General features: G+C 65.0%; 20 protein-coding genes. 8 read left to right on the top strand and 12 right to left on the bottom strand.

Going from position 1 to position 20,350, the window contains the following annotated elements:
• Positions 1 to 103: 103 nt before the first annotated feature.
• Entirely contained in the window at positions 104 to 583 is a 480-nt protein-coding gene (locus HOY44_RS06770; protein ID WP_008333834.1) for an Lrp/AsnC family transcriptional regulator, read from the bottom strand.
• A 161-nt stretch (positions 584 to 744) separates the two neighbouring features.
• On the opposite strand from HOY44_RS06770, the gene HOY44_RS06775 reads away from it, so the two are divergent.
• Positions 745 to 1,929: a M24 family metallopeptidase gene (locus HOY44_RS06775; RefSeq protein WP_008333832.1), complete on the top strand. Its 1,185-nt coding sequence runs from the start codon at positions 745 to 747 to the stop codon at positions 1,927 to 1,929.
• 10 nt (positions 1,930 to 1,939) lie between these two features.
• Here HOY44_RS06775 and HOY44_RS06780 read toward each other — a convergent pair whose 3' ends face one another.
• Positions 1,940 to 2,308, bottom strand: a complete 369-nt coding sequence (locus HOY44_RS06780; RefSeq protein ID WP_287433825.1) for a GFA family protein — start codon at positions 2,306 to 2,308, stop codon at positions 1,940 to 1,942.
• A 299-nt stretch (positions 2,309 to 2,607) separates the two neighbouring features.
• On the opposite strand from HOY44_RS06780, the gene HOY44_RS06785 reads away from it, so the two are divergent.
• From HOY44_RS06785 to HOY44_RS06810, 6 genes are all read left to right on the top strand, one after another.
• Positions 2,608 to 4,179 carry an ABC transporter substrate-binding protein gene (locus HOY44_RS06785; protein ID WP_008333828.1) on the top strand — a complete coding sequence of 524 codons (1,572 nt, stop codon included), beginning with the start codon at positions 2,608 to 2,610 and terminating at the stop codon, positions 4,177 to 4,179.
• Between the two features lie 98 nt (positions 4,180 to 4,277).
• Positions 4,278 to 5,285, top strand: coding sequence for an ABC transporter permease subunit (locus tag HOY44_RS06790; RefSeq protein ID WP_287433829.1), 1,008 nt, complete (start codon positions 4,278 to 4,280; stop codon positions 5,283 to 5,285).
• A gap of 1 nt (position 5,286) precedes the next feature.
• The gene (locus HOY44_RS06795) at positions 5,287 to 6,198 is read left to right on the top strand and encodes an ABC transporter permease subunit (protein ID WP_008333824.1); all 912 of its coding nucleotides are present in this window, start codon (positions 5,287 to 5,289) and stop codon (positions 6,196 to 6,198) included.
• 2 nt (positions 6,199 to 6,200) lie between these two features.
• Entirely contained in the window at positions 6,201 to 7,175 is a 975-nt protein-coding gene (locus HOY44_RS06800; RefSeq protein ID WP_287433830.1) for an ABC transporter ATP-binding protein, read from the top strand.
• Positions 7,172 to 8,122, top strand: coding sequence for a dipeptide ABC transporter ATP-binding protein (locus tag HOY44_RS06805; RefSeq protein WP_008333809.1), 951 nt, complete (start codon positions 7,172 to 7,174; stop codon positions 8,120 to 8,122). The genes HOY44_RS06800 and HOY44_RS06805 overlap by 4 nt, the downstream gene beginning before the upstream one ends.
• 38 nt (positions 8,123 to 8,160) lie before the next feature.
• Entirely contained in the window at positions 8,161 to 9,318 is a 1,158-nt protein-coding gene (locus HOY44_RS06810) for an ATP-grasp domain-containing protein (protein WP_287433833.1), read from the top strand.
• Here the strand turns inward: HOY44_RS06810 and HOY44_RS06815 are convergent.
• The 6 genes from HOY44_RS06815 to HOY44_RS06840 are packed head-to-tail and all read right to left on the bottom strand — an operon-like array spanning position 9,303 to position 15,431.
• Positions 9,303 to 10,286 (bottom strand): Rieske 2Fe-2S domain-containing protein, encoded by a 984-nt coding sequence (locus HOY44_RS06815; RefSeq protein WP_287433834.1) that lies wholly within the window; start codon positions 10,284 to 10,286, stop codon positions 9,303 to 9,305. The genes HOY44_RS06810 and HOY44_RS06815 overlap by 16 nt on opposite strands.
• Positions 10,283 to 11,413, bottom strand: a complete 1,131-nt coding sequence (locus HOY44_RS06820; protein WP_287433837.1) for a GNAT family N-acetyltransferase — start codon at positions 11,411 to 11,413, stop codon at positions 10,283 to 10,285. The genes HOY44_RS06815 and HOY44_RS06820 overlap by 4 nt, the downstream gene beginning before the upstream one ends.
• Positions 11,410 to 12,660 (bottom strand): F390 synthetase-related protein, encoded by a 1,251-nt coding sequence (locus tag HOY44_RS06825; RefSeq protein WP_287433838.1) that lies wholly within the window; start codon positions 12,658 to 12,660, stop codon positions 11,410 to 11,412. The genes HOY44_RS06820 and HOY44_RS06825 overlap by 4 nt, the downstream gene beginning before the upstream one ends.
• Positions 12,657 to 13,481 (bottom strand): MBL fold metallo-hydrolase, encoded by an 825-nt coding sequence (locus HOY44_RS06830; RefSeq protein WP_287433839.1) that lies wholly within the window; start codon positions 13,479 to 13,481, stop codon positions 12,657 to 12,659. Before HOY44_RS06830 ends, HOY44_RS06825 begins: the two co-directional genes overlap by 4 nt.
• The gene (locus tag HOY44_RS06835) at positions 13,478 to 14,461 is read right to left on the bottom strand and encodes an NAD-dependent epimerase/dehydratase family protein (RefSeq protein ID WP_287433842.1); all 984 of its coding nucleotides are present in this window, start codon (positions 14,459 to 14,461) and stop codon (positions 13,478 to 13,480) included. Before HOY44_RS06835 ends, HOY44_RS06830 begins: the two co-directional genes overlap by 4 nt.
• Positions 14,451 to 15,431: a 3-oxoacyl-ACP synthase III family protein gene (locus HOY44_RS06840; RefSeq protein ID WP_287433843.1), complete on the bottom strand. Its 981-nt coding sequence runs from the start codon at positions 15,429 to 15,431 to the stop codon at positions 14,451 to 14,453. Before HOY44_RS06840 ends, HOY44_RS06835 begins: the two co-directional genes overlap by 11 nt.
• Positions 15,432 to 15,575: 144 nt before the next feature.
• On the opposite strand from HOY44_RS06840, the gene HOY44_RS06845 reads away from it, so the two are divergent.
• Positions 15,576 to 16,925: a flavin monoamine oxidase family protein gene (locus HOY44_RS06845; protein WP_287433844.1), complete on the top strand. Its 1,350-nt coding sequence runs from the start codon at positions 15,576 to 15,578 to the stop codon at positions 16,923 to 16,925.
• A 77-nt stretch (positions 16,926 to 17,002) separates the two neighbouring features.
• On the opposite strand, the gene HOY44_RS06850 is transcribed toward HOY44_RS06845, so the two are convergent.
• The 4 genes from HOY44_RS06850 to HOY44_RS06865 are packed head-to-tail and all read right to left on the bottom strand — an operon-like array spanning position 17,003 to position 20,349.
• On the bottom strand, positions 17,003 to 17,704 hold the full coding sequence (locus HOY44_RS06850) for an ABC transporter ATP-binding protein (RefSeq protein WP_008333797.1): 702 nt from the start codon (positions 17,702 to 17,704) through the stop codon (positions 17,003 to 17,005).
• Complete coding sequence (locus HOY44_RS06855) at positions 17,704 to 18,456, bottom strand: ABC transporter ATP-binding protein (protein WP_287433846.1); 753 nt, start codon at positions 18,454 to 18,456, stop codon at positions 17,704 to 17,706. Before HOY44_RS06855 ends, HOY44_RS06850 begins: the two co-directional genes overlap by 1 nt.
• Positions 18,453 to 19,424 carry a branched-chain amino acid ABC transporter permease gene (locus HOY44_RS06860; RefSeq protein WP_287433847.1) on the bottom strand — a complete coding sequence of 324 codons (972 nt, stop codon included), beginning with the start codon at positions 19,422 to 19,424 and terminating at the stop codon, positions 18,453 to 18,455. The genes HOY44_RS06855 and HOY44_RS06860 overlap by 4 nt, the downstream gene beginning before the upstream one ends.
• Position 19,425: 1 nt before the next feature.
• The gene (locus HOY44_RS06865) at positions 19,426 to 20,349 is read right to left on the bottom strand and encodes a branched-chain amino acid ABC transporter permease (protein ID WP_138421902.1); all 924 of its coding nucleotides are present in this window, start codon (positions 20,347 to 20,349) and stop codon (positions 19,426 to 19,428) included.
• Position 20,350: the final 1 nt, after the last annotated feature.

The raw sequence follows: 20,350 nt of genomic DNA on the forward strand, positions 1-20,350 counted from the left end.
CCTCCTGTTCGATGGGCTCAAAATGAGGGATTCGCGCGGGCGTCGAGGCTGAATTTGCTCTCTTGCGGAGAGGATTCCTCTCCTGCCCGCAGGGTTTGAGAGACTATTCCTCTCCCGCGATCAGACCCAGGGGCGGCGGGCCGCCTTTGACGGGCTTGGTCACGATGTAAGTGAAATACCGCGACAGGCCGATGCGGGCGTCGAGCATCACGTCCATCAGGCGTTGATAGGCGTCGATGTCGCGGGTGACGACCTGCATGAGGTAATCGTAACCGCCACCCAGCGCCCAGCAGGCGGTGATCTCGTCATACCGGGTGAGCGCGTCTTCGAAGATGCGGAAGCTGGCGGCGGTGTGATCGGCGATCTCGACCGCAACGAAGACCGTCACCGACGGCCCGATCCTGCGCAGGTCGAAGCGCGCGCCGTAGCCGTCGATCACCCCGGCCTTTTCCAGCCGCTTCAGGCGGTTCCAGCAGGGCGTGGGCGACAGCCCCACCGCATCGGCAAGCGCGGCCTTGGTGATACGCCCATCGCGGGCGAGCACCTTGAGGATGGCGAGGTCTGTGGCGTCGAGGGCAACCATATCAGGCCTTTATCACGACTTTCGCGGTTCCCAACAGCAGGAACGCATTTCGGCCTCACCGAACCAACCCGCACGTAACTGCGCCAGAAAGTCATTGAACCTGCGGGCTTTTCCGCCATCCTCTGCCTGACCCAAGCAACCCAGACGGAACGGGAGTCGTCATGCCGATCGAGAATGCGCATTTCACCCAAGGGGAATTCGACCGCCGCATCGCCCAGACACGGGCCGCCATGGAAGCGATGGGGATCGACGTTCTGTTCCTGACGAACCCGTCGAACATGAATTACATCACGGGCTACGACGGCTGGTCGTTCTATGTGCATCAGGGGGTGATCCTGCCGCTCGACGGCAAACCGATCTGGTGGGGGCGGCTACAGGATGCCAATGGCGCACGACGCACGGTCTGGATGGATGATGACGAAATCATCTACTACGCCGACCGCTATATTCAGGCGCCCGACATTCACCCGATGGAGGATCTTGCCAGCCACCTGCGGATCATGGGCTATGGCGACAAGCGCATCGGGGTCGAGATGGAGACCTACTTCTTCACCGCCCGCGCCTTCGCCGTGCTGGCCGAGGGGTTGCCGGAGGCGGATTTCATCGACGCCTCGACGCTTGTGAACTGGGTGCGGCTCAGGAAGTCGGACGAGGAACTGGCGTTCATGCGCCGCGCCGCGCGCATTTCCGAACTGGTGATCGGCAAAGCGGTCGAGATCGCGGAGCCGGGGATGCTCAAGCATGAGTTGGTGGGCGAACTCTTCAAGACCTCGGTGCATGGCGAGGACGACAGTTGGGGCGATTACCCGGCGATCGTGCCGCTCCTGCCCTCGGGCGCGGATGCCTCGGCCCCGCACCTGACGTGGAACGGCGAGGCGCTGAAGAAGGGCGAAGCGACGTTCATCGAGCAGTCGGGATGCTATCGCCGCTACCACGCGCCGCTCAGTCGGACGATTTTCTTCGGCAAGCCGCCCAAGCACATGAAGGACGCGTCCGAGGCGCTGACCGAAGGTCTGAACCAAGGGATCGAAGTGGCGCGCGCGGGCAACCGGGCCTGCGACATCGCGCGGGCGCTGGACGTGGAACTGCTGAAGGTCGGGATCGAACGGCCCAACCGCGCGGGCTATGCCGTGGGCCTGTCCTATCCGCCGGATTGGGGCGAGCACACCGTGTCGATCCGCGCCTTCGACGAAACCGTGCTGGAACCCGGCATGACCTTCCATTTCATGCCCGGACTGTGGATGGACGACTGGGGTCTGGAGACGACCGAGACGATTCTCATCACCGAGGACGGCCCGGCCCAGACCCTCTGCAACGTCGAGCGGAAGCTCTTTGTGAAGGACTGAGAGGTCGGGCTCAGCCGTCGCGCTCGACCCCCTCGACCCCCGGCATCTGCGGCAACCACGGCTCGCGTCGGCAGGTCCACAGCTCATATGTCGGCTCGAACACGCCCGGCTCGTCCAGCGTGCCGAGATGCACTTCGATTTCGCCCTCGCTGACCGAGAATACGGACGAGCCGCAGGTGGGGCAGAAATGGCGGCCCTGGTATTGCTTCGTTTCTCCGTCCACCGTCACGGCGTCCGCGGGAAAGAACGCAGCCGCAAAGAACACGGCGCCATGATGCTTTCGGCAATCCAGACAATGACACAGCCCGACGCGATCCGGCACGCCCCGCGCCGATATGCGCAGATTTCCGCAAAGGCAGCCGCCCGTCACCGTTTCCATACCCGATCCCCTTTCCACCCGCGCCCTGTCGGTTTGTTCGAACCCGTCCAATTCACCTCACAAAAATAAGGGTTGCGTGAGTTTGACCTGATGGTCAAAGTTGACGCAACGGCACGGGTTGTCTCGACCCGACTGCGTCGTAAGAAATTTGATCACATGGGGCGCAAGACCCCGGATGACAGGGAGAACAAGCTTGGCCCGCCCGTGAGGCGGGCGGTTCCGTTTATGGAGCCGCCGGGTCCGGCACCCTCCCTCAGGCAAGACCGATCAGAGCGAGAGACCCAAACAGGGAGTTACAAATGTCTCTAAGAAAAACACTGACCGCAGCGGGCCTTTTCGCCCTGCTCGCGGGCACCGCTTCGGCGCAATCGACGCTCGTCTATTGCTCCGAAGGCAGCCCCGAAGGCTTCGACCCGGCGCTCTACACGTCCGGCACGACCTTCGACGCCTCGTCGCACCCGATCTACAACCGCCTCGTCGAATTCGAGACGGGCACCACCAACGTCGTTCCGGGTCTGGCCGAAAGCTGGGAAACCTCGGAAGACGGTCTGGAAGTGACCTTCAACCTGCGCTCCGGCGTGAAGTTCCACGAAACGGACTACTTCACCCCCACCCGCGACTTCAACGCGGATGACGTGGTCTATTCCTTCATGCGCCAGATGGAAACCGAAGGCTCCTGGGAATACTTCAACGGTATGTCGATGCCCGACCTGATCTCGTCCATCGAGAAGGTCGACGACATGACGGTCAAGTTCGTGCTGACCCGTCCCGAAGCACCGTTCATCGCGAACCTCGCCATGGACTTCGCCTCGATCCAGTCCAAGGAATACGCCGACGCGATGGACGAAGCCGGCACGCCCGAGATGCTGAACCAGCAGCCCATCGGGACCGGACCGTTCGAATTCGTGGCCTACCAGAAGGACGCGGTGATCCGTTACGCCAAGAACCCCGAATACTGGAAAGAAGGCCTGCCGAAGGTCGACAATCTGGTCTTCGCGATCACGCCCGACGCCTCGGTCCGCTACCAGAAGCTGTCCGCCGGCGAATGCCACGTGATGCCCTATCCGAACCCCGCCGACATTCAGGCGATGATGGATGACGACGGCATCAACGTGATGGAGCAGGAAGGGCTGAACGTCGGCTACCTCGCCTACAACACGCAGCAGGCACCGTTCGACAATCCGATGGTGCGCAAGGCGCTGAACATGGCGATCGACAAGCAGGCGATCATCGACGTGGTGTTCCAGGGCTCCGGCTCGATCGCCAAGAACCCGATCCCGCCGACCATGTGGTCCTACAACGACGCGATCGAAGACGATGCCTACGATCCCGAAGGCGCGATGGCGATGCTCGAAGAGGCCGGTGTGTCCGACCTTTCGATGAAGGTCTGGGCGATGCCGGTGCAGCGCCCCTACAACCCGAACGCACGCCGTATGGCCGAACTGATCCAGGAAGACTTCTCCAAGATCGGTGTGGACGTCGAGATCGTGTCCTACGAGTGGGGCGAATACCTCGACCGCTCGAAAGACGTCGAGCGTGACGGTGCCGTCCTGCTGGGCTGGACCGGCGACAACGGCGATCCGGACAACTTCCTCGCCGTGCTCCTGGGCTGTGACGGTGTGGGCGGTTCGAACCGTGCCCAGTGGTGCCACGAGCCGTTCGAAGAGATCATTCAGGAAGCCAAGACCCTGCCGACGCAGGAAGAGCGCGCCGCGCTCTATGAAGAGGCTCAGGTGATCTTCAAAGAGCAGGCCCCGTGGGCGACCATCGCGCACTCGGTCGTGTTCATGCCGATGCGCCCCGAAGTGGAGGGCTACAAAGTCCACCCGCTCGGCGGCCACATCTTCACCGAGGTTTCCCTCGCTGAATAACGCAAATTGGCGGGGCCTGCGGGCCCCGCCATTCCGACCGGAGCCGATATGATCCGTACAAGCCAGGCCGACGCCCAGCCGAACCGCAGGACCCGCTGATGCTACGTTACCTGATCGGGAGGCTCCTGACCTTCATCCCGACGTTCATCGGGGTCACCATCATCTCATTCTCCTTCATCCGCGTGCTGCCAGGCGATCCGATCATCGTCATGGCGGGCGAACGCGGCATGACCGAAGAACGCTACAACGAGCTTTACCAGCAGTTCGGATTCGACCGCCCGCTCGTCGTGCAGTTCTGGGATTTCTTCACCGGCGTCCTTCAGGGCGATCTCGGCACCAGCTACGTCACCAAGCGCCCCGTCTTCGACGAGTTCTTCGCGCTGTTTCCGGCGACGCTGGAGCTATCGTTCTGCGCCATCGTCATCGCCATCACGCTGGGCATTCCGGCGGGCGTCATCGCCGCCGTGAACCGCGGCAAGTTCTTCGACCGCGCGCTCATGTCCTCGGCCCTGATCGGGTATTCGATGCCAATCTTCTGGTGGGCGCTGCTGCTCATCATCATTTTCTCGGGCAATCTGGGCTGGACGCCCGTGTCCGGCCGGATCGACCTGCTTTACTATTTCCCCGACGTGACCGGCTTCATGCTGATCGACTCTCTGTTGTCGGGGCAGGATGGCGCGTTCGTCTCGGCCGTAAGGCACCTGATCCTGCCGTCCATCGTGCTCGCCACCATCCCGCTCGCCGTCATCGCGCGCCAGACCCGCTCGGCCATGCTCGAGGTGCTTGGCGAAGACTACATCCGCACCGCCCGCGCCAAGGGCCTGACCCCGCCGCGGGTGAACGGGATCCATGCGCTCAGGAACGCAATGATCCCGGTCATCACCGTGATCGGCCTGTCCGTCGGCATGCTCCTTGCAGGGGCCATCCTGACCGAGACGATCTTTTCGTGGCCGGGCATCGGCAAGTGGATGGTCGACAGCATCTATCGCCGCGACTACCCGGTCGTGCAGGGCGGGCTGCTGCTCGTGGCACTTCTCGTGATGGTGGTGAACCTGATCGTCGACCTGCTCTACGGTCTCATCAACCCCAAGATCCGGAAGCGCTGACATGGCAGACGTGAGTTCATCGACCAACACCACGCCGACCACGACCGTCCGCCCCGGCCGGTTCAAGGAATTCTGGCGTTACTTCCGCGAGAACCGTGGGGCCGTGATCGGCTTTTACGTGTTCATCTTCTTCCTGATCGTCGCGATCTTCGCGCCGCTCATTTCCCCGTTCGAACCGTCCACCCAGAACCGAGGCGCCACGCTGGTGCCGCCTGCGTGGCAGGACGGCGGAAGCTGGACTTATCCGCTGGGCACCGACCCGCTGGGGCGGGATATGCTGTCGCGCCTGATCTACGGCGCGCGCTATTCGTTCCTCGTCGGCACCATCGTCGTGATCCTCGCGGCGACCGGCGGCATTCTGACCGGGCTCATCGCCGGGTTCGCACCCCGCTGGCTCGACACGATCATCATGCGGATCATGGACATCATCCTGTCCATCCCGTCGCTGCTGCTCGCGCTCGTCCTCGTCGCCATCCTCGGGCCGTCGCTGCTGAATGCCATGATCGCCATCGCCATCGTGCTTCAACCGCACTACGTGCGCCTGACCCGCGCGGCGGTGATGACGGAGTTGTCCAAGGACTACGTGGTATCCGCGCGGGTCGCGGGGGCGAAACTGCCACGACTGATGTTCGTCACCGTTCTTCCGAATTGCCTTGCCCCGATCATCGTGCAGGCGGCGCTGTCGTTCTCGAACGCGATCCTCGACGTGGCCGCGCTGGGCTTTCTCGGCATGGGGGCGCAGCCGCCGACACCGGAATGGGGCACCATGCTGGCCGAAAGCCGCGAATTCATCCTGCGCGCGTGGTGGGTCGTCACCTTCCCCGGTGTCGCGATCCTGACCACGGTGCTGGCCATCAACCTGATGGGCGACGGCCTGCGAGACGCGCTTGACCCCAAACTGAAGAGGAGCTGACGATGACCCTCCTCAATATCCGCAATCTCAGCGTCGACTTCGACACCGCCGGCGGCCAGTTTCGCGCCGTGGACGGCGTCGACATCACCGTGAACGAGGGCGACATCCTGTCGATCGTGGGCGAATCCGGCTCCGGCAAGTCCGTCTCGATGCTCGCCATGATGGGGCTGTTACCGTGGACCGCGACGATCACCGCCGACGAGATGAGCTTCGACGGCGTGGACCTGCGCGGCATGTCGGCCAAGTCGCGGCGCAAGGTGATCGGGCGCGATATGTCGATGATCTTTCAGGAGCCGATGTCGTCGCTGAACCCCTGTTTCACGGTCGGGTTCCAGATCAAGGAAAGCTTGCGCATCCACATGAAGATGGACCGCGCGGCACGCCACAGGCGGGCGGTCGAACTGCTCGACCTCGTGGGCATCCCGGACCCCGAAAAACGGCTCAAGGCGTTTCCGCACCAGATGTCGGGCGGGATGAGCCAGCGGGTGATGATCGCGATGGCGCTCGCATGCAAGCCGCGCCTTCTCATTGCCGACGAGCCGACGACCGCGCTCGACGTGACCATTCAGGCGCAGATCCTCGACCTGCTGACGGATCTTCAGAAAGAGACGGGGATGGGCCTGATCCTCATCACGCACGACATGGGCGTGGTGGCCGAAACGGCGCAGCGCGTTCAGGTGCAATATGCCGGGCAAAAGGTCGAGGAACAGGAGGTGCGCAAGCTTTTCGCTGAACCGCACCACCCCTATACCTCGGCCCTGCTCGCGGCCCTGCCGGAACGCGCGACAGAGCGGCATCTGCCGACCATTCCGGGCGTCGTGCCGGGGCAGTACGATCGGCCCGAAGGCTGCCTGTTCTCGCCGCGCTGCCAATTCGCCAACGACACCTGCCGCAAAATCGACCCGCCGGTGCAGCCGCCGGAACTCGGCCTTGCGCGCTGTCACTACCCGGTCAACGCGAAGGAGGGCGTGGCATGAACACCGTCGTCACCGCGCAGAACCTCGCCCGCCACTACGAAGTGGGCGGCGGCCTGTTTTCTAAACCCAGCGTAGTCAAGGCGCTGTCGGAAGCCTCATTCACTATCGAGGCCGGCAAGACGCTCGCCGTCGTGGGGGAGTCCGGGTGCGGCAAATCCACCCTCGCGCGGCTCGTCACGATGATCGAAGAGCCGACGGCGGGCACGCTCAACATCGCGGGCAAGGACGTGACGCCCGACAACTGGGACACGCTGCGCGACACGGTGCAGATCGTGTTTCAGGACCCCTACGGGTCGCTCAACCTGCGTCACCGGGTGGGTGCCATTCTGGAAGAGCCGCTCAAGATCAACCGCCCCGATATGTCGGCCAAGGAACGGCAGGCCAAAGCCCGCGAGATGATCGAGCTGGTGGGGCTTCGGCCCGAGCATTACGACCGCTTCCCGCATATGTTCTCGGGCGGGCAACGCCAACGGATCGCGGTGGCCCGTGCGTTGATGCTGGAGCCCAAGCTTCTGGTGCTGGACGAACCCGTCTCGGCGCTCGACCTGTCGATCCAGTCGCAGGTGTTGAACCTGCTGCTCGATCTGCAAGAGCGTCTGGACCTCGCCTATCTCTTCATCTCGCACGACCTGTCGGTGGTGCGGCATGTGGCCGACGACGTGGTGGTGATGTATCTCGGGCGACCCGTGGAGTTCGGGTCGAAAGAGGCGGTCTTCGGCAACCCCCGGCATCCCTACACCAAGGCGCTACTTTCGGCGACGCCGTCGACCGAGCCGAACCCGGAAAAGAAGCGGATCAAGCTGGAGGGCGAACTGCCCTCGCCGCTCAACATTCCCGACGGCTGCCCCTTCGCGCCGCGCTGCTGGAAGGCCAAGAGCAAATGCCGCGAGCAGCGCCCGGACCTGATGGGCGAGCATCCGGCGGCCTGCTGGTATCCCGAGGGCTGACGCTTGCGCGGGGGCCTGACGCCCCCTAGCGTCCGGCCATGGAGAGACAGACATTCCTCGTCACCGGCGCCCGCGCGCCCGTCGCGCTGCACATGGCGCGGCTGTTGGGAAGCGCGGGACACCGGGTCGTTCTCACCGACACGATGCGCCGCCCGATCGGGGCCGCGACCCGGTTCGCACGGTACGAGCGCACGCCATCGCCACGCTTCGAAACGGACGCTTATGGGCAGGCAATCTCGCGGATCGTTGCGCGCGAGGGCGTCGATCTGATCCTGCCGACCTGCGAAGAGGTTTTTCACCTCGCCCGCCTGCGCGACGAGGCCGGGCTGGAACTTCCGGTGTTCGCGCCGGGGTTCGACCGCCTCGCGCAAGTGCATTCCAAACACGCCTTCATCGAACTTTGCGCGGGCCTTGGCCTCGACGTGCCCGAGACGCACCTGCTGCGCGGTCTTGCGGATCTCGACAGGGTTCGGGCCCGCGCCGGTGACATGGTGTTCAAGCCGGTCTGGTCCCGCTTTGCCGAACACGTTCTGATCCGACCCGATCCGCGCGGGCTGGATGCGATCACGCCTTCCCCCACGCGGCCATGGGTCGCGCAGGACTATCTGCCGGGCACCGAGCTTTGCGCCTATGGCGTCGCGCATGAAGGGCGGCTTTCTGCCCTCGCCACCTACCGTGCGCTCGCACGGGCGGGCACGGGGGCGGCGGTCGCCTTCGCCCCGGTCGAGGACGCGGCGGTGACGGCGTTCGTGAAGCGGTTCGTCGCCGGAACGGGTTGGAGCGGACAGGTGTCTTTCGATCTGATGCGTCTGGCGGACGGCCGGGTTCTGCCGCTCGAATGCAATCCACGGGCAACCAGCGGTCTGCATGTCTTTCGCGACGGCGCAGCCTTCGCCCGGATGCTGGCGGGACAGGCCATCTGCGACCCCGACGTGACAAGGCCGCAGGCCGTGCACCTCGCGCTCTGGGTCTACGGCCTTGCCCCGGCGCTGGCAAAGGGCCGGTTGAAAGATTTCCTTCGCATCAGACAAGAGACGGACGAGTTGCTCGACTGGCCCGACGATCCGGGGGCACAAAGGGCGCAGCTTATGGCCTTGGTCGAATTCGCGCGGCTGGCACTACGCCGACGCATCAGCCTGCTCGCCGCGACGACATACGACATCGAATGGAACGGACCGGATCAAAGCTCGATCTGAAACCGGCGCGGCGTGGCTGCGGCCAGCGGCATCTCGCCCGCCTGTATGCGCGCAATGTCTTCGCGCAGGAAATCCAGCGGTCCGATCACCGGCTTCGCGACCGGCGCATGTCGGGCGTTCTCCAAGGCCGTCGACAGAACGCGCCGATCCTGCTCCAACGCGATCCGGAACATCGGCTTGAAGGCGAGCGCCTTGAGATAGCCGAGCCCGCCCTGCTTCGGACCCATGAGCCAGCCGATCCCCTCGACCGTATGCGCGTCTGCCTGCCGCAAGTGGAAGGTCGTCGCCAGCACCATCCCCTTCGGCCCCCAGTATTCGAGTTCGGCAATGCCCGGATGACGATAGCGCCCAATGGTCTTGACCCGCTCGCCCTCCAGCAGCTTCGAGATCACGCCTTGCGCCCGGTCCTCGCCCGTATAGCGGGCCTCGACCCAACCCGGCCCGCCCGTCACCTCGACCGCAACCGTGTATGGTTTGGCGGATAGTCCGCGCAGCAGGCCCTTGTGGGTGAAATGCGTATGCGTGGCGTCGAGGATGTTTTCGGCCGTGTCGATCAGGGTCGAACGCGTGGAACTCGTCACGTGACGGACGATCACGTCCTGACCTTGCAGGCAGTGGACGTAAGGGGCCTTTTCCGGCGCGCCTTCGGACAGGAAGATCGCGCCTTTGGCCTCGGTCACCGCGAAACGGCGGGTGCGGTAATGCGGCAACGAGCCGACGAGGCCGGGGATCGCGGTGCATCGGCCGTCCGCCCCGAAACGCCAGCCATGATAGGGGCATTCGACCTCGCCGTTCCGGGTCCTGCCTTCGGACAACGCGGCGAAGCGATGGGGGCAGCGGTCGTGCAGAGCGGCAGCCTTGCCCTGCCCATCGCGAAACAGCACCACGGGCACACCCGCGAAGAACACCCGTTTCGGCTTGCGCCCAAGCGCGCGGGAAAGCGCCACCGCTTGCCATTGGTCACTCATAGGCCGAACCGTTCCAGAAGCGGCACGCCCACACGGGTCAGCACCCGCTCCATCACCCGGACCGCCGCACGTTCGCGCTGCCCCAGATGCGCGACGTAGACGGCGGTGTATTCGATCACGGGTTCGGCCCCGCGCAGCCGTTTGAACTCCGCTGCCCCGGCGCTCATGTTGAAAAACAACCCCTCTGCGCTGGCCCGATCCTGCGAGAGCGCCATCAGCATCCGGTAAAGCCCCTCCTCTTGCGGGCGTGACGTATCGTAACCGACGATGGGCTGGGTCAGCGTCGTGCCGGACCGGAACAGGCCGGTCACGGCGGTCAGTATGCCCGTCTCACGATCCCGGAAGCCGGCGAATTCGACGATCCCCCTTCGTTGCAACTCACGCAGGCAGAGCGCCGTGTATTGCGGGTTGAGGGGCGTGTATTTGTCCAGATACAGCATACCGTACAGGGTTTCCGCACGGGCGAAATCCTCGGTACCGAACGCCTCGTTCGCGACCGCCGCATGTGGCGTCGCGCGCATCAGTTTGCGGTCCCACTTCATGTTGCGGCTGAGCTTCGGGGCGATACTGCGGTCCGCGAAGATATAGACCTGACGCGCTGGCAACAGGATGAACCCGGCCTGCCCCAGTGCCGAGATGGTGTCGCGATCCGCCAGCCTGTTCAAAGACCGCAGCACGATCGCGCGGTCCGGGTGTCGGCCCACCAGAGTATCGCGGATGGACGTCACGTCGGACAAGGTGAGCGCGGGCACCGGATTGGTCGAGAAAAGCCAGTTGTTGACCTGCACCTGATGGTCGAGCCCGCTTGCCGCAAGAACCGGCCCGCACGCCCGGATCAATCCGCGAAGGGCGGCACGTAGCGCGGGGTTCGATACGAAATGGCGGGTCTCGTCCAACCCGTAGTCGATATAACCCGCGCTTGGTCGGCAGATGTAGCAATTGCCGCGTTCCGTCCGGTCGTTCAGCGTAATCGGAAAGGTCTTCCCTCGCGCCTCCAGCACCTCGACGCGGGTGGTGAGGTTTGCAATCAGGTCGCGGGACGGGTGATCGCGAAACAGCGATACGAGGGCCGCGACACTGACCGGGTCGTTTTCTGCGCCAGGGCTGATATGTCGATCCGCGATCATCCTGCCGCTTTCGGCAGCCGACATTCGACGCGGCGCAGCTTGCGGCCCGTATCGAGCGCGAGGGGTCTGCGTTCGAGCGACACCGACACCCCGCCCGCCCGCGCCGCGAACAGGGTGCGCAGGGCGGCCAACGCGGCCTCGCACACTTCGCCCGACATGTCAGGGGACAGGATAAGCCGGACGGTCGAGGGGCCGGTCTGGATCACGCGGAAGTCCTGAATGGCCGGGTGCGCGTCCACGACCGCGTTTCGGATCACGTCGGGCGTCAGCACCGCAGTTGCGAAACGGAAAATATCGTCCATCCGCCCCACGACCTCGTCCACGGCCAAAAGCGGCGAGCCGCAGCGGCAGGGCGAGGTGGACAGGCGCAGGAGGTCGTTCAACCTGTAGCGCGCCATGATCTGTGCCTGCCGCCGGAATGCGGTGACGAGCGGCGAGACGAGGCCTTCGCCCACCGGCTCGAACTCGAACTTCACCGAATCCTCGCACAGGTGCAGCGTGCCATCTCGGCAGGTCACGGCCAGCAGACCTTCGGTCGCCATGTAGATCTGTTCGAGCGGACCGAAGGCCGCTTCGATCACGGGCCGGTCCACCGGGTCGAGGGTTTCGGCGGCAGCGAAGGTGCGGCGGGGCGCGAGAGCAAGACCCGTCTCGGCGAAATGGCGCAGCAGTCGCGGCGGGGCGATGAGGACGGTGGGGTCGAAGGCCGCGAGGTCGTCTTGCCAGACCTCCGGCCCCGCGACGAGATCGAAGAACCTCAGGTCGATGCGCCGGGTCCGGCGGGCAGCATCATAAAGCCGCGTGGATTGCGGCAGGATCACCGCCACCCGCGCGCCCCCCAGCAGCATGTCGGGGATCGCTTTCGCGAGGATCGCGCCGAGCCACAGGAACCGCTCGCCATTCGAAATGACGAAATAGCCACGGTTGCCGCTGGTTCCCGTGCTCTGCCCCACGGTCAGGCTTCCGATCCGGCAATCCGCCTGTATCGCTTGACGCACGTCATCGGCGGTCAGGCCCTGCACGTTATAGGCGGCGAAATCGGACATGAGCGTCGCCTTGTCGGTGATCGGCAGATCGGACAGCCTTTTCGGCCTGTGGGCATAGGCCGCCACGCGCGGCAGATCTCGTGCCAGCCAGATGTCGACCTGTCGGGCCTGCCATGCCTCGAACCTTTCCCGCGACATGCCGGGACGGGCCATGCGCCGCGCCGTGACGTAGGTGCCGATCGCTTCGACGAAGGCGATCACAACGCGGTTTCCAAGTCATAGGGCTGCTGCGCCGGGTCGTGGCAGAGCATGACCTGCCCCCCCGCATCGCGGAAAGCCCGGACGGCGCGGGTGCTTTTCAGTCCGGCGCTCACATCGTCCGAGATGACCGAGGCGGGCAGGCCCGGTGCGCGACCGTGGGCGAGTGCGTCCAGCATCCATTGCGTGTCGGTGGCGTAAAGCAGCGGCGTTGCAAGCGACGGGAAGAACAGGCCCACGTGGCCCTCGGCATGCCCGGGCAGGTCGACGGTCAGGACCGAGCCATCGCCGAACACATCCACCCCGACGGGTTGGCCGCCGGGCAATGTGACCTCGGATCGGAGCAGGGTCGAAAACCCTGTGAGGCGGGTTGCGATATCGTCTGGAAGGAGTTCGGGAAAGATACCGTGGCGTATGTTGGCCAATGCACCCCGTCGACTGATCGCCGCGAAAGTCTTGTCACAGGCGATGATGCGGGCGTTGGGAAACTGGCGCAGGCCGGATACGTGGTCGGCGTGGAAATGGGTGAGGATGATGCAGGCGACATCCTTCGGCGATACACCATGGCGGGACAGAACGGCGCCCGGCTGGCCGGCTTCGTTCAGGTGGGGCCGAAGCGCGCGTGCGTAAGCCCTAAGCGCCAGACTGCGCGCGCCTTCGACCGTTTCGCGTGTATATCCCGTGTCGATCAGGACGGGGCCGATCCGCGGATGATCCAACAGACCGAAACGCACCCGAAGCTCCACCGGCCTGCGCCGCCCCCCGCGCAGGATCAGGCTTTCACGCGCGCGGACGGTGGCGCTGTTGGCGAAGACGGGGGTCATGGGTCCGCCTTCACGAACGTGCGATCCAGCCCTTCCTCGAACCCGATGCGGGGCGTCCAGCCCAACACGCGCTCGGCCTTGGAGATGTCGAGGCTTTGGGCATAGGCGAAGAGCGCCAGCGCATATCGGGTGATGGCGGGTTCGCCTTTCCCTGTCAGGAGCGCGGCCCTTTCGGCGGACCATGCCGCTGCGAGGCCGAGGGTCACGGGCACCTTGCGCCAACGAAGCGAAACGCCCGCGCGGGCGCAGGCGCTTTCAGCGAGATGCGTCACTGGAATGGTTTCGCCCCCGGTGACATTGAAAACCTCGCCTTCCGCGCTTGTCGGCGCGTCCAACCCGGCGATGATCGCGGCGACGACATCCTCGACATGTGTCAGGTCGATCCGGGCCGCCCCACCGCGCAGAAGCGGGAGGGGGCGTTCGGCGGCGGTCTTGAGCAAACGCGGCAGAAGCACTGTGTCCCCTGCCCCGTACAGCCCGCGCGGGCGGATCGCGAGGGGGCCGATGTCCGGTGCGGCAAGCGCGATTTCCTCCGACAACCGCTTGGTGCGGGCGTATTCGTTGAAGGGTTTGGGAAGCGGGTCGTCCTCACGCAGGCCCAATTGGTCACGCAGGGCGAAATAGACGGTCGAACTGGACACCTGAACGAAGCGACGAACCCCAAGGCGGCGGGCAAGATCGACCACGTTCCGGGTGCCGATGACATTCGCCGCTTCGAAGGCTGCACGAGAGCCGAAGGGCGACGACAGACCCGCGCCGTGGACGATGTGGGTGATACCGGCCAAGGTGGGCGGTACGTTTGACAGGGGCACCGAAACGTCCCATCGCAGGACGGGAACGCCCTGCGCCGTCAACGCCGCGCACCCGGATGGGTCCCGGCCCTGCGCGACCACCTCCCGGCCATCTGCCAGAAGCCTTCGCACCAGCGCACTGCCAAGGAACCCGGTCGCTCCGGTGACGAGGATGCGCTCAGGCGACATAGGCCAAGCCTCCGAAAGACACACCCGCCGACGTGCCGAGGAAAAGCGTCCGCGTCCCTTCGGGCATCCGCTCTGTCCGGCGCGCCACATCGAGCACGAAGGGGATCGAGGCCGCGATCTGGTTGCCGTGTTCGGCGATGATGTCGACCACCCGGTCGGGGGCAAAGCCGGTCTGACGGATCATGTGGGTGAGCGCGGCAGGGCTGGCCTGATGCGGGATGACGAGGTCGACGTCGTCGCGCGCCCAGCCAGTGCGGGCGAGCAGGTCGTCCACGAATGCCCCGAAATGGCGGGAGGCAAGGCGGAAAAGCTCTTTCCCGTCCATCCCGAACCACGCATGGGCGGCGAATCCATCGGGATCGTTGTGGTAGTCGAAGCGCGTGCCACCGGAGCCGAGCGAACAGGCATCGTAAGCCGAAGGATAGGTCCGCATAAGGCTCGCCACCATACCACCTGTGGTCGCCTTGGTGACGACCGCCGCGGCCGCGCCATCCCCGAACAGCGCCGCGACTTCGGGCTGCCTGTCCCACGGCAGCGCGCGCGAGGCGATCTCGGACGCGACCACGAGCGCACGGGTCGCTTGCCCCGTTGCGATCATACGGGCAGCGGTGTCGAGCGCGGTCAGGAAGCTCAGGCACGTCGCATTCACGTCGAACGCGGCTGCGCTTCCATCCGCCAGGCCCAGCCTTTGCATGACAGCCGGGGCGGTCGCCGGGATCGGCTGATAGGGCACCGCGCTGCCGCACAGGATCAGGTCGATGTCGCCCGGCGCCACACCGGCATCCTCCAGCGCGGCCCGACACGCGGTTTCGGCGAGGTCGATCTGGCTTTCCGCCTCACACACATAGCGGGCGGCGACACCAGTCGTTTCAGCGAGATAGCCGACAGGTTTGCCGATCCGTTCATCGAAGGTGTCGGATCTGACGCAGCGGGCGGGAAGCGCCCGGCCTGTCCCGAGGATGGTGATCAACCCTGTTCCTCCGCTTCCCCGCCGTCTTTGGCGGACCCGGATGATTATGTACGCCGCCGCTCGCGAATTCCCAAGCCCGGACATCGCGCTGGACGGCGCGCGGTCGCTTACATAGCGTTGGGGGAACGGATCGGGGACCACGTCATGACACGTCTTTCACGCCGGGACACCATCAGGTTCGCGCTGGCGGCGCTGGCGGCGACCCGCGCCGGACGCGTTCAGGCGCAGACGCTTGGCGGCCGGAAGGTGATCGTCGTCGGCGCCGGGATCGCGGGGCTTTCCGCCGCGCGGCGGTTGCAGGACGCAGGCGCGGAGGTCGTGGTGCTGGAGGCCGGCGACCGGATCGGCGGCCGCATCCGGACCGATCACAGCCTTGGCGCTCCGTTCGAGTGGGGCGCGGGCTGGATTCACGGGCCGGGGCGCGGCAACCCGGTGGCGGGACTTGCGGATGACCTGGGCGCACCGACCTTCGTGACCGATGACGACAGTCTTGAGGTTCTCTATGCGAACGGGACCGACATGGGCGAGGACGTGGCCGAGGCTTTGGACACGCTCTACGAAGATTTCGAGGACGCGTTGTATGACGAGCTTGGGGGTGAGGACGATCCCCGCAGCCTCGCCGCGTTGATCGACGACATCGACCCCGACATCCTGCGCACCCCCGAAGCGCGCTGGATGCTATCGGCTTATGTGGAGTTCGATCTCGGCGCGCCGTTGGAAGATGTGTCGGCGGCGCTCGCCTTCGAGGACGAGGCGTTTCCCGGCACGGACGTGATCCTGCCGGACGGCTACGACCGCCTGCTCGCACCTTTGGCGCTGGGGCTGGACATCTGCACGGGGCATCGGGTGACGGGCATCGCGCACGGGTCGGTCGCGCGGGTCTCGGGCCCGTGGGGCGAGGTGACCGGCGACAACGTGGTCTGCGCCCTGCCCTTGGGCGTGCTGAAAGCGGGCGATGTCACCTTCGACCCACCCTTGCGGGCCGCCTATGCCGACGCCATCCGGGGCATCGGCATAGGCACCGTGACCAAGATCGCGCTGAAATTCGATCAGGCGTTCTGGGACGTGGACACGCAGTATTTCGGCATCGTGACCGAGCCGCGCGGGCGCTGGAATTACTGGCTGAACTACCGGACCTTCTCGGACCAGAACATACTTTTGGGCCTGTCTTTCGGCGCTTACGCCCCCGTGGCGGACCGGATGAGCACGTCAGAGGCGACGCAGGATGCGCTGGAGGTGCTCGACGCCGCATTCGACGGTGCCGGTGCGCCGACGGCCGTGTTGAAGACCGCTTGGTCGACCGATCCGTTGTTTCGGGGGGCTTACTCGTTTCCCGTCGCAGGTGCGTCGCGGGGCCTGTGGAAGGCGTTCGAGACCCCGGCGTCAGCCCGGTTGGTGTTCGCGGGCGAGCACACGACGTTCGACTATCATGCGACCACGCACGGTGCCTATCTGTCCGGGCAATGGGCGGCGGAGTGGATCGAAGACCCCTGAGGTTGCGCCCGCTCTGCGGTCGCGCCGGCGGGGGGCCAGCCCCCCGCACCCCCCGGGATATTTTCAGACCGGAAAGATCAGAGGCCGAGCCAGGTTTCGCGGGCGGTCTGGTCGGCTTGCAACTCGGCGCTGGTGCCGGACCAGACGACTTCGCCGCGCTGGACGATGAAATGGCGGTCGGCGAGGCGCATGAGGTCGTGAAGGTTCTTGTCGACCACGAGGATCGAGAGGCCCGTGGCGCGGATGTCGGCCAGCGCGGACCAGATTTTCTGGCGGATGAGGGGGGCAAGCCCCTCGGTCGCTTCGTCGAGGATCAGAAGCTTGGGGTTGGTCATGAGCGCGCGACCGATGGCGAGCATTTGCTGTTCGCCGCCCGAGAGCAGGTTGCCCATCGAGGAGGCGCGGCTTTCAAGCTCAGGAAAGAGCGCGAAGACGCGGTCGATGGTCCAGGGGTCGGGCTGGTTCAGGTGATTGGACGCGGTCGCGACGAGGTTTTCGCGCGCGGACAGGTTGGGGAAGATCTGGCGGCCTTCGGGGACGAGACCGAGGCCGAGGTTGGCGGTGCGGAACGAGGGGCGGCCCACCAGTTCCTCGCCATCGAAGACGATGGACCCGCCGGAGGCCTTCACGATCCCCATGATCGAATTGATCGTGGTCGTCTTGCCCATGCCGTTGCGGCCCAGAAGCGTGGCCACCTCGCCGGTGCCCAATGAGAAGTTCATGCCGAACAGCGCCTGCGAGGTGCCGTAATGGGTGGTGAGGTCGGATACGTCCAGCATCAGGCGGCCCCGCTTTCTTCGCCCAGATAGGCGGCTTCGACGTCTTTGTTCGCGCGAATTTCGGCGGGCGAGCCGGTCGCGATGATGTGGCCGTAGACCAACACCGAAATCCGGTCGGCCAGCGCGAAGACCGCGTCCATGTCATGTTCGATGAGGACGATGGTGTGCTGGCCTTTGATGCCGTTCAGAAGGTCGATCATGGCACGGGTTTCTTCGGCGCCCAGCCCTGCCATGGGTTCGTCGAGCAGCATGAGTTCGGCCTCGGCGGCCAGCGCGATGGCGATTTCCATGTGGCGATGTTCGCCGTGGCTGAGGGCGCTGGTCACCATATGCGCCTTGTCGGACAGGCCCACGCGGGTCAATAGCTCCATCGCGCGGTCGCGGATCGCGGAAATCTTACGCGCATTGCGCACCAGTCGGAACGACGACCCCTGACGCGCCTGCACCGCCAGCGCGATGTTGTCGATCACCGTCATGTCGAGGATGAGCGAGGTGATCTGGAAGCTGCGCGTGATCCCCAGCCGGGCGCGTTTGTGGGCGGGGACGCGCGTGATGTCCTGCCCCTTGTAAAGGATCGTGCCGCTGTCGGGTTTCTGCGAGCCGCAAAGCTGGGTGATGAGCGTGGTCTTGCCCGCGCCGTTGGGGCCGATGATGGCGTGCAGTTCGCCCGGCTCGACCGACAGGGTCAGGTCGTCGGTGGCGCGGATGCCGCCGAAGGACTTCATCAGCGATCTGGTTTCCAGCATGGTCATTCGCTGTCCTCCTTGTCCGCGCGCAGCATCCCCATGATCCCGCCCTTGCCGAAGAGCACGACGGCGAGCAACAGGAGGCCGAACGGCAGATGCCAGTAGACGGTGAGCGACGACAGCACCTCTTCCAGAACGATGAAGAGCGTTGCGCCGATCACCGGGCCGACGAGGGTGGCGGTTCCGCCAAGGATCACCATGAACATGAGCTCGCCGGAGCGGCCCCAGTCCATCATCTCGGGCGAAATGAAGGTGGTGAAGTTGCCCAGAAGCGCGCCGGCGTAGCCCGCCATGGCCCCCGCGATGACATAGGCGGTCAGGCGGAACAGGTAGGTGTTGAAGCCCAGCATCACGACGCGCTCATTGTTGCCCTTGGCCCCGCGCAGGACCATGCCGAAGCGCGAGTTCACGATCATCCGCACGATCAGCATCGCGACGACGAGCGAGACATAGGCGAGGCCGAAGAGTTGCAGCGGGTCGTCGAGGTCGATGAAGGGCAGCTCGGACCGGGTGTCGATCACCAGCCCGTCGTCGCCGCCGTATTCCTCGATCGAGACGATGGCGTAGTACATCATCTGCGCGAAGGCCATCGTGATCATGATGAAGTAGACGCCCTTGGTGCGTAGGCAGATCGCACCGGTGACGAGGGCGAAGAGCGCCGCGACACCGATCGCCAGCGGGATCTGCACGTAGCCCGACGTGGTGGCGAGGCCGAGACTTTCAAGACCGCCGTAAAGCCAGTGATGCGCCGGGATACCGACCGCATAGGCGCCGATCCCGAGGTAGGCCGCGTGGCCGAAGCTTATGAGCCCGCCATAACCCAGGATCAGGTTCAGGCTGACCGCCGCGATGGCGAGGATGGTCAGGCGCGTGGCGAGGTCGAGGTAAAAGGCGTTGCCGGTCAGGTAGAACACTGGCGGCAGCACCGCGAGCAGCGCCATGACGACGAGGGTGATGATGGTGCGACGGCTCATCTCAGCGCACCTTTGGAGGGAACAGGCCCTGCGGTTTCAGCGCCAGAACCACGGCCATGATGATGTAGATGAGCATCGCCGAGATCGCGGGGGCCGAGTTCTCGGCGGCGGACGGCGACATGAAGATCTTGAAGATATCGTCGAGGAACGAGCGGCCCAGCGTGTCGATCAGGCCGATCAGAAGCGCCGCGACGAAGGCCCCTTTCATCGACCCGATGCCGCCCACGATGATGACGACGAAGGCGGTGATGATGATCGAGTTGCCCATGCCGATGTTGGCTTCGGTGATCGGGGCGACGAGCATCCCGGCCAGACCCGCGAGCGTCGCGCCGATGGCGAAGACGAGGCCGAAGAGCATTTCGATGTTGATGCCCAGCGCCGAGACCATCGTGCGGTTCGAGGCACCCGCGCGGATCAACATGCCGAGGCGCGTGAAGTTGACCATCCAGAACAGTCCCCCGGCGGCGGCGAGCCCGGCCCCGATGATGAGGAAGCGGTAGGACGGGATGATGAGCGTTTCCGACAGCACGATCTGGCCCTGAAGGAATTCGGGGAGCGGCACGGCGATCCCCTCGGGCCCCCAGATCAGGTGGGCGAGGGTTTCGAACACGAGGATCAGACCGAAGGTGGCAAGCACATGGTCGAGGTGGTCACGCTCATACAAAGGCCGGGCGACGAAGCGTTCAACGGCCCATCCGATCAGCCCGGTCAGCGGCAGGGCCACGATGACGGCGATCAGGAAATTGCCCAGCGCGAACGTGAGGGTGGCGCAGATGAACGCGCCGATCATGTAAAGCGACGCATGGGCGAGATTGACGAAATCGAGGATGCCGAACACCAGCGTCAGCCCGGAGGCGACGAGGAACAGCAAAAGCCCGAGTTGCAGACCGTTGAGGGTCTGAATGACGAGTAGTGCAAAATCCAAG

Origin of the sequence: Maritimibacter sp., assembly GCF_016774595.1 — a bacterium.
Classification (GTDB): Bacteria; Pseudomonadota; Alphaproteobacteria; order Rhodobacterales; family Rhodobacteraceae; genus Maritimibacter; species Maritimibacter alkaliphilus.